Origin of the sequence: Aquimarina spongiae, assembly GCF_900141785.1 — a bacterium.
GTDB lineage: Bacteria > Bacteroidota > Bacteroidia > Flavobacteriales > Flavobacteriaceae > Aquimarina > Aquimarina spongiae.
Genome location: NZ_FQYP01000009.1, coordinates 223,075 through 239,729 on the forward strand (window position 1 = coordinate 223,075; position 16,655 = coordinate 239,729).

12 protein-coding genes are annotated in these 16,655 nt (G+C 39.1%); all 12 read left to right on the forward strand.

The window, feature by feature from the left end; translation table 11 throughout:
- Window positions 1-191 precede the first annotated feature (191 nt).
- Window positions 192-2,543 (forward strand): penicillin-binding protein 1C, encoded by a 2,352-nt coding sequence (gene pbpC / locus BUE24_RS19875; RefSeq protein WP_073320141.1) that lies wholly within the window; start codon window positions 192-194, stop codon window positions 2,541-2,543.
- 108 nt (window positions 2,544-2,651) lie between these two features.
- On the forward strand, window positions 2,652-3,305 hold the full coding sequence (locus tag BUE24_RS19880) for a TetR/AcrR family transcriptional regulator (protein ID WP_170864646.1): 654 nt from the start codon (window positions 2,652-2,654) through the stop codon (window positions 3,303-3,305).
- A gap of 9 nt (window positions 3,306-3,314) precedes the next feature.
- On the forward strand, window positions 3,315-5,003 hold the full coding sequence (locus BUE24_RS19885; RefSeq protein WP_073320147.1) for an AMP-binding protein: 1,689 nt from the start codon (window positions 3,315-3,317) through the stop codon (window positions 5,001-5,003).
- Entirely contained in the window at window positions 4,996-5,790 is a 795-nt protein-coding gene (locus tag BUE24_RS19890; RefSeq protein WP_073320150.1) for an SDR family NAD(P)-dependent oxidoreductase, read from the forward strand. The genes BUE24_RS19885 and BUE24_RS19890 overlap by 8 nt, the downstream gene beginning before the upstream one ends.
- The gene (locus BUE24_RS19895) at window positions 5,790-7,391 is read left to right on the forward strand and encodes an acyl-CoA carboxylase subunit beta (RefSeq protein WP_084549628.1); all 1,602 of its coding nucleotides are present in this window, start codon (window positions 5,790-5,792) and stop codon (window positions 7,389-7,391) included. Before BUE24_RS19890 ends, BUE24_RS19895 begins: the two co-directional genes overlap by 1 nt.
- A gap of 21 nt (window positions 7,392-7,412) precedes the next feature.
- Window positions 7,413-9,392 carry an acetyl-CoA carboxylase biotin carboxylase subunit gene (locus tag BUE24_RS19900; protein WP_073320153.1) on the forward strand — a complete coding sequence of 660 codons (1,980 nt, stop codon included), beginning with the start codon at window positions 7,413-7,415 and terminating at the stop codon, window positions 9,390-9,392.
- Between the two features lie 2 nt (window positions 9,393-9,394).
- On the forward strand, window positions 9,395-10,213 hold the full coding sequence (locus BUE24_RS19905; protein ID WP_073320156.1) for an enoyl-CoA hydratase/isomerase family protein: 819 nt from the start codon (window positions 9,395-9,397) through the stop codon (window positions 10,211-10,213).
- Between the two features lie 22 nt (window positions 10,214-10,235).
- Window positions 10,236-11,105, forward strand: coding sequence for a beta-keto acid cleavage family enzyme (locus BUE24_RS19910; protein WP_073320159.1), 870 nt, complete (start codon window positions 10,236-10,238; stop codon window positions 11,103-11,105).
- Window positions 11,106-11,107: 2 nt separating this feature from the next.
- Window positions 11,108-11,914 carry an SDR family oxidoreductase gene (locus BUE24_RS19915; RefSeq protein WP_073320162.1) on the forward strand — a complete coding sequence of 269 codons (807 nt, stop codon included), beginning with the start codon at window positions 11,108-11,110 and terminating at the stop codon, window positions 11,912-11,914.
- A gap of 3 nt (window positions 11,915-11,917) precedes the next feature.
- Window positions 11,918-13,696, forward strand: a complete 1,779-nt coding sequence (locus BUE24_RS19920) for an acyl-CoA dehydrogenase family protein (RefSeq protein ID WP_073320165.1) — start codon at window positions 11,918-11,920, stop codon at window positions 13,694-13,696.
- 11 nt (window positions 13,697-13,707) lie between these two features.
- Window positions 13,708-15,207: an acyl-CoA dehydrogenase family protein gene (locus BUE24_RS19925; protein WP_073320168.1), complete on the forward strand. Its 1,500-nt coding sequence runs from the start codon at window positions 13,708-13,710 to the stop codon at window positions 15,205-15,207.
- Between the two features lie 19 nt (window positions 15,208-15,226).
- Window positions 15,227-16,648 carry an aldehyde dehydrogenase family protein gene (locus BUE24_RS19930; protein ID WP_073320171.1) on the forward strand — a complete coding sequence of 474 codons (1,422 nt, stop codon included), beginning with the start codon at window positions 15,227-15,229 and terminating at the stop codon, window positions 16,646-16,648.
- The last annotated feature ends 7 nt before the right edge of the window (window positions 16,649-16,655 follow it).

Consider the following 16,655-nt stretch of genomic DNA (forward strand, 5'->3'; position numbering starts at 1 on the left):
TGAAGAAAAAAAAGCATTTTCTTGTTTTAAGAGGTTCTTAAATTTAATGAAAATCTGGGATTTATTCGAATAATGATAGCGGTACTTTAATGAATTCTAATAGTTTTGAAGGATAAATACCTGCATTTACGCTAATTTTATTTTCTAAACTTGAGAGGTTAGAAAGCGATTACCATAAACAAAGCATATTTGTGTTTCAGAGAATAAAGACATACATCAAAAACCACCCTAAACGTATTGTATTAATAACCATTTTATTGGTGTGGTATTACTTTTCTCTTCCGTCCACATTGTTTAAAGATCCCACGGCAACGGTAGTAGAATCTGTAGATGGTGAGTTGGTTGGAGCCAAAATAGCAAAGGACGGACAATGGCGTTTTCCGGAAACAGACAGTGTACCTACAAAGTTTGCAAAGTGCATAATTGCTTTTGAAGACCAGCAGTTTTACAACCATCCCGGATTCAATCCTATTGCAATTGTAGATGCTATGATCGATAATAGTAAAGCAGGTAAAATTGTAAGAGGAGGAAGTACTTTAACACAACAGGTGATTCGACTATCCAGAAAGGGAAAAAAAAGAACATACTTTGAAAAACTAAAGGAACTCATTTTAGCTACTCGCTTAGAGTGGGGTAAATCAAAGTCCGACATCCTCAAACTATATGCTTCTCATGCTCCTTTTGGAGGAAACGTTGTTGGGGTCGATATGGCAGCATGGCGTTACTTTGGGTTGCCTGCGCATCAGCTTTCCTGGGCAGAAAGTGCAACCTTGGCTGTTTTACCCAACGCACCTTCATTGATTTATCCCGGAAAGAATCAAGAGCGATTGCTGAAGAAAAGGAATCGATTATTAAAAACATTACTAGAACAGCAGACTATTGATTCATTGACCTATACGCTTTCCATTCAAGAAACTTTACCGCAAAGGCCATACAGGTTGCCACAGATTGCTCCACATTTGGTGGATAACATTGCAAAAAAACATAAAGGAGAAAGAGTGCAAACTACACTCCGATTAGCGCTTCAAAAACAAGTCAATGACATTGTAAAAAAACATTATGATCAGCTTCGTCAAAATGAGGTGTATAACATGGCGGTTTTGGTCTTGGATGTAGAAACCAGAAATGTATTGAGTTATGTTGGGAACACTCCCACAGATAAGACGCATCAAAAAGATGTGGATATTATACAGGCCCCTCGAAGCACAGGGAGTACTTTAAAACCATTATTGTACGCAGCGATGATGGATAAAGGAGAGTTGTTGCCAGAACAATTGGTATCCGATATCCCAACAGTAATAGCAGGGTATAATCCCAAAAACTTCGATGAAACCTATAGTGGAGCCGTACCAGCAAATAGGGCATTGGCAAGATCGCTTAATGTGCCCGCAGTACGATTATTACAACAATATGGATTACAGCGTTTTCGAGATGAGTTGAATGCGTTTCAAATCAAAGATATTCAGTATAGTGCAGATCATTATGGGTTATCCTTGATAGTTGGAGGTGCAGAAGCTAACCTTTGGGATCTGTGTAAAACTTATGCAGGGATGGCAGGAACGCTGAACCATTTTTTGGAGTCTTCGAGTGAATATTTTACCAATGAATTTGCAGAACCTATCCTTGAAAAGAATAGTGAGGTTGATTTTGGGAAACCAATCAAAGAAAAATTGATTTTTGGAGCAGGAAGTATTTGGCTCACTTTTGAAGCCATGAAAGAGGTAAACCGTCCCGAAGGAGATGATGCTTGGGAATTCTATGATTCTTCCAAAGAAATTGCTTGGAAAACAGGTACCAGTTATGGTAATCGCGATGCATGGGCGATAGGTGCTACTTCAAAATATGTGGTTGGAGTATGGATCGGAAATGCCGATGGAGAAGGTCGTCCAGAAGTTACTGGCCTAACTGCTGCAGCACCTGTGCTCTTTGATGTGTTTAATATTGTTCCGGATACAAAATGGTTTGCAACTCCATACGACGATTTGGTTACGACAACAGTATGTGCTCAAAGTGGTCATATAGCTGGAGAGCATTGTCCTAAAAAAACTATTAATGTTTCGCTTTCTGGAACCAAAACAGAACCTTGTACTTATCATCGATTAATTCATTTGGACAAAGAGCGGAGGTATCAGGTAAATTCCTCTTGCGAATCTGTAGATAATATGATTCATGAGTCGTGGTTTGTATTACCATCATTGCAAGCATACTATTTCAAAAATAACAATGCTGATTATCATGAATTACCTTCGTTTCTTCCTGGTTGTAGTACCGTAGATGAAGATCGAATGGATTTTATTTTTCCCAAAGCCAATAGCAGTGTCTACTTGCCTAAAGGTTTTGATGGTAAAACCAACGAAGTTGTTCTTAAAATTGCACATACCAATCCAGAGGCACAAGTATTCTGGTACGTCGATGAGCAGTTTGTTGGAGCAACCCGGCAATTTCATGAAATGCCAATCCTACCCGAGCCAGGGAAACATCTGATCACTATTCTGGATGAAAATGGAAATGAGTTAAAGCGGGTTTTGGAAGTGAAGGAATAGTGCGTTATTTCTATATTGGTATTCTTATTTTCTTAATTTAGTCATAAATGACTAAAAATATTGTTAACTATATAAAATTTATTTCTATATTTGAGTAAAAAGGAATACGTGGAAACGAAACAAAGGATACTCAGTCAGGCGCTTAAGGCCTTCAATAAATCGGGATACGGTGCAGTAAATCTATTCGAACTTGCAAAATCTTTGGAGATGAGCAGAGGTAATATGACTTATCATTTCAAGGATAAAGAAGCCTTGTTGAAAGCATTGATGGACCAATTATGGGAAAAGCTAACTAGTGGGCGAGTGGCAAAGGGGATTCCTTCATTTCAGAACTTGCATCACGATGCACAATTGTATTATAAGCTGCAAAAAGAATACTCTTTTATATTTCATGATAACCAGGTGTTGAAACACAAACTGATTGCACCAAAAATGAAATCCCTTTGTGATAAAACGGTAAAGGATATCGAAACAGCAATTGCATTTTCTATCCAGTTAGGAAATATGCAAACAGAACCAGTACCTGGGGTGTACAAAAACCTGGCATTAACATCTTGGATGATGATGTTTTTTTGGTCATCACAGCAAATGATTCGAGGAGATAAAACGAAAGAAGATGGAGAGAAGGTAATTTGGAGTTTGTTACTGCCTCATCTTACGGAAAAGGGATTGGCTTCCTTCAAAAAATTCTTTGGAGATGCTTATTTGGATAGTTTGGGCGAAGGATTTGATCAAACTATGGAATCGTATATCAACTTTTAAACTTCAGATATGGCTAGCATCGGTATTCCAGATCATGATTCACTCCCAGAGTATTTTTATCATTGGGTGCAGGAAAAGCCTGATGCTCCATTCTTAAAACAACCAAAAGGAACACATTGGAAAATAGTAACCTTTGGTGAAGCCTACGAGCAGGCTTCAAAAATGGCAAATGCTTTGATCTCTATAGGTTTAAAAAAAGGAGATCATGTAGCCATTTATTCCAAAAACTGTTATCATTGGATTCTGGCAGATTTGGCCATAATGATGTGTGGGATGGTTTCGGTACCCTTATATCACAACCTTTCTGCAAACCAACTTTCTACAGTACTACAGTTGGCTGATGCAAAAGCAGTTTTTATAGGTAAGCTTGATCAATGGTTAGCTCATCCAGAGCATGTACCTAATGATGTTCAAATTATACGTTTTCCGTATTATCAAGGCAATGCAGAAGTAACTGAAGGTGTTTTGTGGGACGATTTGGTGAATAGTAATGAACTATTACCAGAAGTTCATGTTCCGGATCCAGAAGAACTATGGACCATTTTGTTTACCTCTGGCACTACAGGTACACCAAAAGGAGTAATGCATATCCATAATACTCCGGTGCAGATTATTAAGGACGACAGTAAGAATGATTGGGTAGGGATCGCTAAGCATCCAACACCTAATTTATTATCGTATTTGCCGCTAAATCATGTTGCCGAAAAAATAGGAGTATATGCTGTAGCACTAATGCTTGGTGGAACTGTTTCTTTTGGAGAGAGCATCGATACTTTTGCCAAAAATTTACAAGATACACAACCTACGATCTTTTTTGCAGTGCCCAGAATTTGGACCAAATTTTATCTTGCAGTTGCCAACAAAATGTCATTAAAAAAACAGAAGCTGCTGTTTAGCATTCCGATCATCTCTGGGATTCTGAAAAGGAAAATACGATATGGTTTAGGATTGTCGAAAGCCAAAATAGTGGCTACAGGATCTGCGATTACACCCACCTATCTCAAAGTATGGTATGCCGGTCTGGGGATTCATCTTATCGAAGCCTATGGGATGACCGAAGTTTGTGGTTCGATTACCAATACGCCCATGCTAGATGCACCTAAAGATTCCGTGGGAAAACCCATCCCAGGTTGTGAGATAAAAATCGCAAAGGATACACAAGAGGTATTAATGAAATCCCCTTATATGATGAAAGGGTACTACAAAGATCCAGAAATGACAGCAAAAGTGCTAAAGAATGGATGGCTCCATAGCGGTGATAAAGGGAGTTTTGATGAGAATGGTTTCCTAAAAATCATAGGTAGAGTTTCTGATGCTTTTAAAACAAGCAAAGGAAAATACATTACACCCAATCCTCTCGAAGAAGAAATAGAGAAAAATGTATTAATAGAACAAGTATGTATTGCTGGTTTAGGCATTCCCCAACCCATTGCGATTGTGAATCTTTCTGAAGTTGCACATGCAACTCCAAAAGAAGAAGTTGAGGTAGCACTGGATCAAACACTTTCCAAATTGAATGATACTTTGGCAAATTATACAAGAGTATCCACCATTGTTATCGATCAGAATACCTGGAATATGGAAAATGCATTCCTTACACCAACATTAAAAATCAGAAGAGGAGAGATCGATAGGCGATATAGCAAGTACTTTTTGGAGTGGCATGATCGTAATGAAAATATAGTTTGGTATGAGTAAAATGGCGCTGATATCAGGAGGTTCTAGTGGCATCGGGTATTCCCTATCCAGATATTTTGCAAAGGCAGGATACACCCTTCTTTGGGTTTCTCTTTTGCCAGAAGAAATTGAAGTGTCGAAGAAAAAACTATTGCAAGAAATCGAAGGATGCACGATACATACTCTTGTTGAAGATTTGTCAATAACAAATGCAGCACATAAAGTGCATCAATGGGTTACTAAAAACGAATGGAGTATTGATGTACTAGTGAATAATGCAGGATTTGGTACCTATGGATATTTGAGCAATACACCTCTAGAAAAAGAACTCAAGATGGTTCATCTCCATGTGGTATGTGTGTATGAAATGACCAAGTTGTTTCTGAAAGATATGACTAACAAAAACAAGGGGACTATTATCAACATTAGTTCGAATAGTTCTTTCCAACCAACTCCCAAATTAAGCACTTATGGAGCCACAAAAGCATTTGTTACCCATTTCAGTCGAAGTTTAAATGAAGAATTGAAAATGCAGCAATCGAAGGTAAAAGTAATTTGTGTATGTCCCGCGGCCATCGAGAATACCAACTTCAAGAAATCAGGGAATATGGAAAAGGTAAGAACGTTTCAAGGTATCGCTGCAACAACAGTAGAAGAGGTAGCCAGTGATATCTGGAAAGGGTTTAGTGGCGGAAAAGATTTTATCATAAGTGGTAGAAAGATGAGAATGTTATACCGAATCTCTGGATTACTTCCCTATAGATTTCAACAGTTTTTAGTCAGAAAAGAAATTAAAGAAATAGCATAATGAGGCCCTTATCATCTACAATTAATACGACAAGTGAAGCTTTCCGGAAAAATAAGAAAGCCATGCTCGATTTGGTTGCCAAATTAGAGGAACATCTTAAAGAAAGTCGATTTCAAGGGAAGGAAAAATCCATTGATAAAGCCAGGAGCAGAGGCAAATTACTCGCACGAGAACGAATCGAATTGTTGTTGGACAAAGACAGTCCTTTTTTAGAACTATTACCACTAGCGGGTATGCAAAATAAGAATGGTTTTGGGGCTGGTGGAACCAACGTTTCAGGAATCGGGTTGGTACAAGGTAAATTGTGCATGATCAATGCCAATGTAGGAACGCGTAAAGGAGGATCTGTAGACTATGCAACGGTTTTTAAGGGTTTCCGCATCGCAAAAATTACCAGAGAATGTAGATTGCCTTCTATCAATTTGGTAGAAAGTGGCGGGGCTAACCTCCCGGACCAGGCCAAAATATTCAATTATGGAGGTGAAGCCTTCAAAGAGATTACCAGACGATCTGAAATGGGCATTCCAACAATATCTGTAGTATTTGGTAATGCTACGGCAGGGGGAGCGTATGTGCCAGGGATGTCCGACTATGCCATTTTTCAAAAGCAAGCTGCAAAAGTATTCTTGGCGGGACCTCCACTAGTAAAAATGGCAACCAATGAAATTGCAACCGACGAGGAACTAGGTGGTGCCGAAATGCACAGTAGAGTATCTGGAGTTTCAGATTATCTGGCCGAAGATGAAAAGGACGCTATCCGAATCGCCAGAGAGATTATGGAATTTATACCAGCATCCAATCCTCATATGATCCCAGAATTGCCCATCAAAGCACCGCTTTTTGATGCCGACGAGATTTTAGGTGTAGTCCCAGAAGATAGTAAAACACCATTTGATGTAAGAGAATTGATCATGCGAATTACAGATGGATCCGAATTTGCAGAGTTCAAATCTGAGTATGGAAATACAATGGTCTGCGGGTGGACAAAAATTCATGGATACCCCGTGGGGATTTTAGGAAACAACGGTGTTATTTTTTCAGAATCCGCCAACAAAGCAGCACAATTTATACAACTATCCAATCAAAAAAACATACCCTTATTGTTTTTGCAGAACACCACTGGATATATGGTGGGTAAAGCTTATGAAGAAGGAGGAATCATAAAAAATGGAGCTAAGCTGATTAATGCAGTTTCTAATAGCAAAGTGCCATCTATTACCTTAATGATCGGGTCTTCATTTGGAGCAGGTAATTATGGAATGAACGGTAGATCCTATGAGCCTAATTTTCTCTTTTCTTATCCCAATGCAAAAATAGGAGTCATGGGTTCCCAACAATTAGCTGGGGTAATGCGGATCATTCAAAAAGCATCGGCAAAAGCCAAAGGAATACCCTATGACGAAGAGCAAGCTAAAATGATCGAAAATATGTTAATCGCCGAAGCCGAAGCAAAATCTTCTGCGTGGCATTCTACCTCAGAATTATGGGATGATGGGATTATTAATCCTAAAGAAACACGCAATTATTTAGGGTTTTCACTAGCGGTTTTATACAACCAAGAAATAAAAGGGTCAAATAGTTATGGTGTCTGGAGGCATTAAGAAAAAAGGAACATATTGTATATGAAAAGTATAAACACCATATTGATTGCTAATCGGGGAGAAATCGCTTCAAGAGTGATACGTACCTGCAAAAAAATGGGAATTACTAGTGTAGCGGTCTATGCTGATGCCGATAAAAATGCCCCATTCGTTAGACAAGCAGATTTAGCAGTACATATCGGAGCTTCAGAACCGTCACAATCCTATCTCGATCAAGATAAAATAATTGCTGCTGCAAAACGTACAGGTGCCGATGCTATCCATCCGGGTTATGGTTTTTTGTCTGAAAATGCAGATTTTGCCAGATTATGTAAAGCTGAAGGAATCATTTTTATCGGTCCCAACCCAGAGGCTATAGCAGCAATGGGATCAAAATCCAAGGCCAAAGCAATGATGAAACGGGCAGGGGTGCCTGTTGTACCCGGTTATGATGGTGAAGATCAATCCGAAGCTACATTAAAGACCGAAGCTTTAAAAATAGGATTTCCAGTATTACTGAAAGCCACCGCAGGAGGTGGAGGTAAAGGGATGAGAATTGTTCATGAAGAAAAAGAAATAACGACAGCCATTGCTTCGGCAAAAAGAGAAGCCAAAAATGCCTTTGGAGATGATGAATTGCTTATCGAAAAATACATTGCCTCTGGAAGACATATCGAATTTCAGATTTTTGGAGATCAGCATAAGCATGTCATTCATTTACTGGAAAGAGAATGTTCAATCCAAAGACGTTATCAAAAAGTGATTGAAGAAAGCCCTTCTCCGATAATGACAGAAGCTCTGCGGAAGTCTATGGGTGATGCCGCGGTACTTGCAGCCCAAGCTATGGATTATGATAATGCGGGAACTGTAGAATTTATTTATGACGATACTTCTGGAGCATTCTACTTTTTGGAGATCAATACCAGATTACAAGTAGAACACCCTGTTACCGAGGCTATAACCGGGTTGGATATGGTGCAAATGCAAATCCAATCTGCACAAGGCACTCCTTTGCAAATCACTCAAGAAGAGGTGGTAGGAAATGGCTATGCTATTGAAGCGCGGTTGTACGCAGAAGATGCAGCAAATAATTACGCACCTGTAACCGGGAAAATTCACAATTACCAATTCCCAGATGTAGATGGATTACGGGTGGAGTCTGCTATTGAGTCAGGCTCAGAAATATCAATATTCTATGATCCAATGATCGCGAAGATCATTGTAAAAGATAGTAATAGGATCAATGCGCATACTAAATTGCTGTATGTGCTTCAGCAATTTATATGTCAGGGTATTGTAACCAATTTACCTTTCCTGAAAACGCTGTTGCAACATGAAGATTTTCAGAAAGGAAATTACAATACGCATTTCGTTCAGGAAAAGATTGACCTTTCTCAAATCAATAAAATATCAGATCAACAGATACAGGAAGTGGCTATAGTCGCAACGCTATATGATTGGAATAAGCGAGAACAATCGAGGAAGACACTTCGAAGTCTTCCTTCTGGATGGAGGAATAATTGTTACCAATATCAAAAGGAAGTTTTTCATATTGGTGAACAGGTTGTTCAATTGCAGTATCAGTATGTAGAAGATGGTTTTGTATTTCTTTTTGAAGACAAGGAAAGAAAGGTAGCGATGATAGGTATTGATGAAACCACCTTGTGCATAGATATAGATGGATTGCAAAAAACGTATGCTGTTGCGAAGGTTGGAGAGGATTATTTTGTGCATTCGCCTACCATAGGTAATGTGAAAATTACTCAAGAAGATCGATTCCCGATCAAAGAAAAGGAAAAGGTAAGCGGAGGGTATGAATCCCCAATTCCGTCTCAAGTGGTTAAAATTAATATCCAATCAGGAGATGCTATCAAAGAAGGTGATCCACTTATCGTTTTGTCTTCAATGAAAATGGAAAACGTTTTGGTAGCTAATCAGGATGGTAAAGTAGAAGAGATATATGTAGCCGAAGGACAGAATGTAGAAGCTGGATTTTTATTACTGAAAATTAATGAAGAATAATCATGGATTTTTTTGAAAAGGAACTCTTAGAAAAGGCATTAGCGCAAAAATTCGCATTTATCTTGGTAACGGTTGAAGATCATGTAATGACGTTAACACTAAATCGACCGGAAAAGAAGAATGCATTACATCCACATATGATTCACGAAATTGCCTTTGCGCTGCAATATGCCAACCAAACCAAAGAGATATGGGTGGTTATGATTCGCGCTGCTGGTGATGTCTTTTGCTCGGGTGCGGATTTGAAGGCTTTTATGGGCATGGTGGGTGAGTTTGATTCCTCAATCCCCGAAGCCAAGGGAGAAGTGCTTTTAGGAGAGCTTTTTGGTAAAACTCATAAACCCATAATTACTTTGGTAGAAGGCAGGGTAATGGCCGGAGGTTTCTTTTTTCTTACCGGGGCACACTATGTGGTATGTAACCCAGAAGTCACATTGGATTTGCCAGAAGTAAAGAGAGGATTATTTCCCTTCCAAGTAATGGCTTCGTTGCTAGAGGTAATGCCAAAGCGCATCGTCATAGATTGGTGCATAAGAGGATATAATCTAGGCGTACAAGAAGCCAAAAACTATGGCTTGATTACTCATATAGCAAATCAAGAATCTGCAGTTCAGATTGCGAATAGCATCATTAATGATATCAAAGAAAATTCTCCAACTGCAATTCGGCATGGTTTGGAAGCCTTGGATGCTATTACACAACACGAATCCAAGCATCAGTATTTGATGGAAATGCTACAGAAAACTATAGGTTCCAAAGATGGTCAGGAGGGGTTATTAGCCTTTAGACAAAAAAGAAAACCCGAATGGACCGGAGAATAAGGTATAACGAAATGAAAAAGATATGGCTTTACAAAAATTGATTCTTTCTGCGGCACTAACAGGTGCAGCGACCAACAGGTCTCATTGCCCTCACATTCCTTATACTCCCGAAGAGTTGGGATTGGAGGCCAAAAGAGCAGTTGATGCTGGAGCAGCGATAGTACACATCCATGCACGAGAAGATAATGGACTACCTAGTTGGAGAACTGAAGTATTTGAAGAAATCACTACCGAAGTACGCAAACATTGCCCGGATGTAATTATCAACTATTCTACTGGGGCCATCGGATTGTCTATCGAAGATCGATTAAAACATTTGCCAGCTACTCAGCCTGATATGGCTGCTTTTAATATGGGCAGTATGAACTACGCTATATTCTCCAAACGAAATAAGCAGTTTATCTGGAATGGTGTGTTCGAAAATTCATTCGATGATATGATCAAAGTGGTCACTACTATGAACGAGCATAATATCTGTCCGGAGATGGAATGTTTTGATACCGGGCATATTCGAAATGCAGAACCGCTTCGCGAAATGGGTTTGTTGCCAGATAATGCATGCTATAGTTTGGTTATGGGAGTTATGGGAGGAATTCCTGCAACCCCAGAGAATTTAATACATCAAATCAAGCAGATTCCTGAGGGTGCTTTTTGGCAATCTATCGTGATTAGCCGCAAGCAATGGCAACTCTCTGCTATTGCAGCTGCTATGGGCGGGAATTTCAGAGTGGGATTAGAAGATAATTTTTATTTACCCAATGGAGAGATGGCCAAATCGAATGGAGAATTGGTAGAAGCAGGAGCCACGTTGGCCCAAATGATCGGTCGAGAGATCGCCAGTATCGAAGAGGCCAGAGAACTATTGAACATTCCGAAAAAAATCAACTCATAATTATGCTTAGATCAGACACATTCAACGCTAAAATCGTATTGGTAACCGGAGGAAGATCAGGCATTGGTTTTCAGATTGCAAAGGACTTTTTACAACTGGGTGCTAAGGTGATTATTTGTTCTCGTAAAGAAGAACAGCTACAAAAGGCAGCCGAAGAATTATCAAACTTTGGAGAAGTTACTCATCAGGCTTGTGATATTCGAAAAACCGAAGAGATACAACAATTGGCCAAAATGATTAAAGAAAAATATGGTCGATTGGATATCCTGATCAATAATGCAGGAGGGCAGTTTCCCGCACTGGCAGAATATATTAATGACAAAGGGTGGAATGCGGTAATCAACAATAACCTGAATGGAACGTTCTCTATGATTCGAGAAATGGCAAATACATTTTTTATTCCTCAAAAAAGTGGAGTGATCATTAATATTATCGTAGATGTATTTCGTGGATTTCCAGGAATGGCGCATACAGGAGCAGCTAGAGCCGGAGTTGAGAATTTGACCAAAACGCTAGCTATGGAATGGAGCGATTTTAATATCAGAATCAATTGTGTGGCTCCAGGAATTATAGAATCCAGTGGTTTGGATACTTATCCAAAACAGATACAAGATATGTTTGAAGAGGCGCAAAAAGCCATCCCTTTAAAACGTTTCGGAAAGGTGGAGGATGTGTCGAATGCTGTGACCTTTTTATCGAGCCCTATGGCTGAATACATTACCGGAATCTCATTATATGTAGATGGTGCGCAGCATCTCAATTTTGATAAGATGGGATTAGCAAATGTTTTAAAATCATTTATCTCATAACCGATGGAATCAAAAGTAACCATGATCAAAGGGGGAGAGTTTTTAATCAAGGGAGCCGAACCTGAAACGGTTTTTACTCCAGAGGAGTATTCCGAAGAGCGTCAGATGCTACGAGAAGCGATTCGTGACTTCATAAATAAGGAAATAGAGCCTTTAAAAGAAGCATTCGATAGCAAAGAAGGAACAAAATTAGCTCCAGAAAAGCTGGAGAAATTAGGTGAACTGGGTTTTTTGGCCATTTCGGTACCTGAAGAATCTGGAGGTATGGGATGTGATATCAAAACCGATCTAGCGGCTTCAGAAGTAATGTCTGATAGCTATTCTTTTTCTCAAACACTTGGTGTACAAAGAGGATTAGGGGTCAATACCATTTTGTTTTATGGTACAGATCAGCAAAAAGCCAAATATCTAGACGGTATTCTAACCGGAAAATTAAAATGCTCGTATTGCTTAACAGAGCCTAATGCCGGGTCTGATGCGAACTCGGGAAAAACACATGCTACTCTTAGTGATGACCAAAAACATTATATCCTTAACGGACAGAAAATGTGGATCACGAATGCTGGTTTTGCAGATGTATTTTCGGTATTCTGCAAAATCGAAGACGACGAAAATCTATCTTGCTTACTGGTAGAAAAAGATTGGGGAGTACAATTGGGAGTCGAGGAAAACAAGTTAGGGATTCATGGATCTTCTACGAGGCAGGTCTTCTTTGAAAATGTAAAAGTACCTGTAGAGAATTTATTAGGAGAACGCAATAAAGGCTTCAAAATCGCCATGAATGCGCTTAATATGGGGCGGTTAATGATTGGGGTCGCAGGATCGGCTATATCCAAAAGAGCATTTCATCTTGGGGTGCAGTACGCCAATCAACGTGTTCAGTTTAAGCAAACTATCGCTTCTTTTGGTGCTATCCAGGAAAAAATAGCCAAAATGGGAATCAATATCTATGCTTTAGAATCCGGTTGGAATCGATTGGGAGGAGATATGGATGTGCTTTATAGCCAGTTTATAGATACCGGAACGCCACCACTAAAGGCTAAACAACAAGTTGCGCAGGAGTTTGCAGCAGAATGTGCCATTATAAAAGTCTTTGGATCCGAAATCGAACAGTTTGTGGTAGACGAAGCCCTTCAAATTCATGGAGGAATGGGCTTTTCTGGAGAAAGTGAAATCTCTATGCATTATAGAAATATACGAGGTAATCGGATTTATGAAGGGACCAATGAGATCAATCGATTAGTAATCCCTGGAACGATACTTAAATATGCTTTAAAAGGAAAGTTGCCATTGATGCAAGCAGCCATGCAGGCATTTCAAGAGGTGCAATCTGGAAACAATACTCCTATTGATCCAGACTTACCATTGAAAGAATTTGCCGTCGGTTTTCTCGAACATTGTAAAAAATCAATCTTACTGATCAGTGGATTGGCGATGCAAAAGTTTCAACAAGAAATTCAGGAAGAACAAGAAGTGTTGTCCCGACTTGCCGATATGATTATTCAGATCTATATGATGGAGTCGGTGTTACTTAGAACACTTAAGGGTAATGGACAACATCAGGAAATTAAGGAAGCAATATCTGTTGTTTTTATGAACGAAGCTACGGATAAGATTAAGATAGCGCTCAAAGAAGTTGCCTATAAAGCTGCTGATAAAGAAATGGTTCAAAAAACCATAGCAGCTACAGATCAATTAATGCAATTACCGGTTGTTGATATTATTGTCCTACGTAGAAAAATTGCATCTCATTTTATTCAGGAAAATCAATATAAAATCTAAACCATTACGTCATGAACAGTTATTATTTTGATGAAGGACATACTTTGTTTCGGGAGAGTCTGAAAGCGTTTCTACAGAAAGAAGTAGTGCCAAATATCGATCAATGGGAAGAGGATCGTCGTATTCCCAGAGAAGTATGGCAAAAAATGGGAGACATGGGTTTTTTAGGATTATCCTATCCCGAAGAGTTTGGGGGTGCAAATCTTGATTTCTTTTATGATGTGATCTTTTGTGAAGAGATTGCAAAGGTATTTTCAGGAGGATTTGCGATTACCCAGGCGGTGGTACAATACATGTCGGGACCTTATATTTTGAAATATGGGTCACAACGATTAAAAGAAAAATACCTTCCTGGAATCATTTCGGGAGAAAAAATCAGCTGTATAGGGATCTCAGAACCTACTGCAGGCTCTGATGTGGCTAATATTAAAACCACTGCAATTTTGCAAGGAGATCACTATGTAGTAAATGGTTCTAAAACCTTTATTACAAATGCTGTATATGGAGATTTTGTGGTCTGTGTAGTTAAAACCGACCCCAAAGCTGGTCCCGAAGGGGTAAGTTTATTGATTGTGGATTTGGATAGAGAAGGAGTAAGTAAAACAAAGCTCAAAAAACTGGGATGGCATGCCTCTGATACCGCAGAATTGGCCTTTGATAATGTGAAAATTCCTAAAGAAAACCTGATTGGAGAAGAGGGACAAGGGTTTTATTATTTGATGGGAGGCTTACAAGTAGAGCGACTGGTAGGTGCGATAATGGGATATGGTGCTTGCGAAGCTGCAATGCAATATACCCTTCAATATATGTCAGAAAGATCTGCTTTTGGAAGGCCGATTAATAAGTTTCAAGTACTACGACATCGAATGGCGCAATTGGCTTCAGAAATCGAATCCTGTAAGCAGTTTGTGTTGTACTGTTCGCGGTTAAATAACGATAAGAAATACGCTGTAAAAGAATGTTCCATGGCTAAGCTTTTGGCTACTGAGTTATCTGATAAAACCATGACCCAATGTTTGCAATCTTTTGGGGGTTACGGATATATGGAAGAGTTTAAGATTGCAAGAATGTTTCGGGATAGTAGAATCGGAACAATTGGCGGAGGGACCTCAGAGATTATGCGGGAGATTATTGCAAAAATGGTGATCGACGACGTATCTTACAAACAAGCAGAAAAGAATGATTCAATTAATAATACCAATACTAATATTATGAGTAATATAGACAGTATCCTGCAAACGATTCAGGAAAGAGCAGCAAAGGCAGATAGCCTAAAAAATACCTTAAAGTTCAACTTTGGAGATGAACAGTTATATATCGATGGTACGGGAGACACAAACGTGGTCACTGCAGAAGATAAAGATGCAGATTGCCAGGTAGATGTAGGATTTGATGATTTTATGTCGTTGATCAAAGGAGAACTTAACCCGATGGCGGCTGTTATGGGTGGAAAAATAAAGATTAAAGGAGATATGGGAGTGGCCATGAAGCTTCAATCCTTGTTCTCATAATGTTTTAGCATCGCGAATCATGGTTACTTCATTTAATGAAACCGATATCGCTGTAATTGATGCTATTTATGATCAACAAAAAGCGAATTACAGGCAAGTAGGAAAGACAACAGCACGAGAGCGAATTCGAAAGCTAAAAGCGTTTGAAAAGGCAATTTTACGTTTTCGAGTGGACTTACAAGAGGCTATGAAAAAAGATTTTCATAAGCCTGCTGCTGAGGTGGATCTTACTGAGATTTATCCAGTACTTTCTGAAATACGATTTGCGATCAAACATCTAAAAGATTGGATGCGTCCCAAAAAAGTTCCGCATCCAACACCTATGATAGGCTCATCCTCCTGGGTGCGGTATGAACCTAAGGGAATGAGCCTGATTATAGCACCCTGGAACTACCCGATGCAATTGCTCTTTGCTCCTTTGGTCTCTGCTATCGCAGCAGGGAATGTGGTGATGCTTAAACCTTCAGAGTTTACTTCGCATACGGTAGAAGTGATGAAGCAAATCATTGCAAATTGTTTTGAAGAACATGAAATCGCCATTGTAGAAGGAGGTGTTGAGGTGTCAAAAGCGTTGTTAGCCAAAAAGTTCCATCATATTTTCTTTACCGGAGCACCCGAAATTGGTAAAATTATAATGGCTACTGCTTCCAAACATCTTTGTAGCGTTACATTAGAGTTAGGGGGCAAATCTCCTACTATTATTGATGAAACGGTTAATATTAAAACGATCGTTTCAAGAGTTGCTTGGGCAAAATATGTAAATGCAGGGCAGGTATGCATCGCTCCGGATTATGTGTTGATACATGAAAGCAAGAAAGCAGAATTTATACAGCATCTTTGCGCCCAAATTCAAAAGCAATACGGGAAAGACGCCATAGATTCTCCAGATTATTTACGTATCATTAATCAAAAGCATTTTTTGCGATTGAAAGGGTATCTCGAAAAAGCAGTACTTGGTGGTGCAAAGGTAATTTACGGAGGAACAATGGATGAAACCCAAAATTATATAGAACCGACTATTATCACTGATATGTCTGTGGATTCTGATGTGTTGAAGCACGAAATTTTTGGCCCGATTCTTCCTATACTTTCTTATCGTGATAAAGAAGAAGTAATTGATTTTGTAAATCGTAAAGAAAAGCCTTTGGCTCTTTATATTTACAGCAGCAACAAAAAGAATATCAACTATTTTGTCGAAAATACTACTGCAGGAGCGACCTGTGTCAATATGTCTTCTGTACATGTAGGTAATCCTAATTTACCATTTGGAGGAGTAAATAATAGTGGTATTGGTAAATCCAGAGGACATTATGGATTTATCGAATTTACCAACGAACGCGCAATGTTCAAGCAACGGTTACCTAGCGCAATCGAATTGATGACACCTCCTTATACAGCGTTTAAACAAAAATTGATTGATTTGACGATTAAGTATTTCTAGAAGTAAT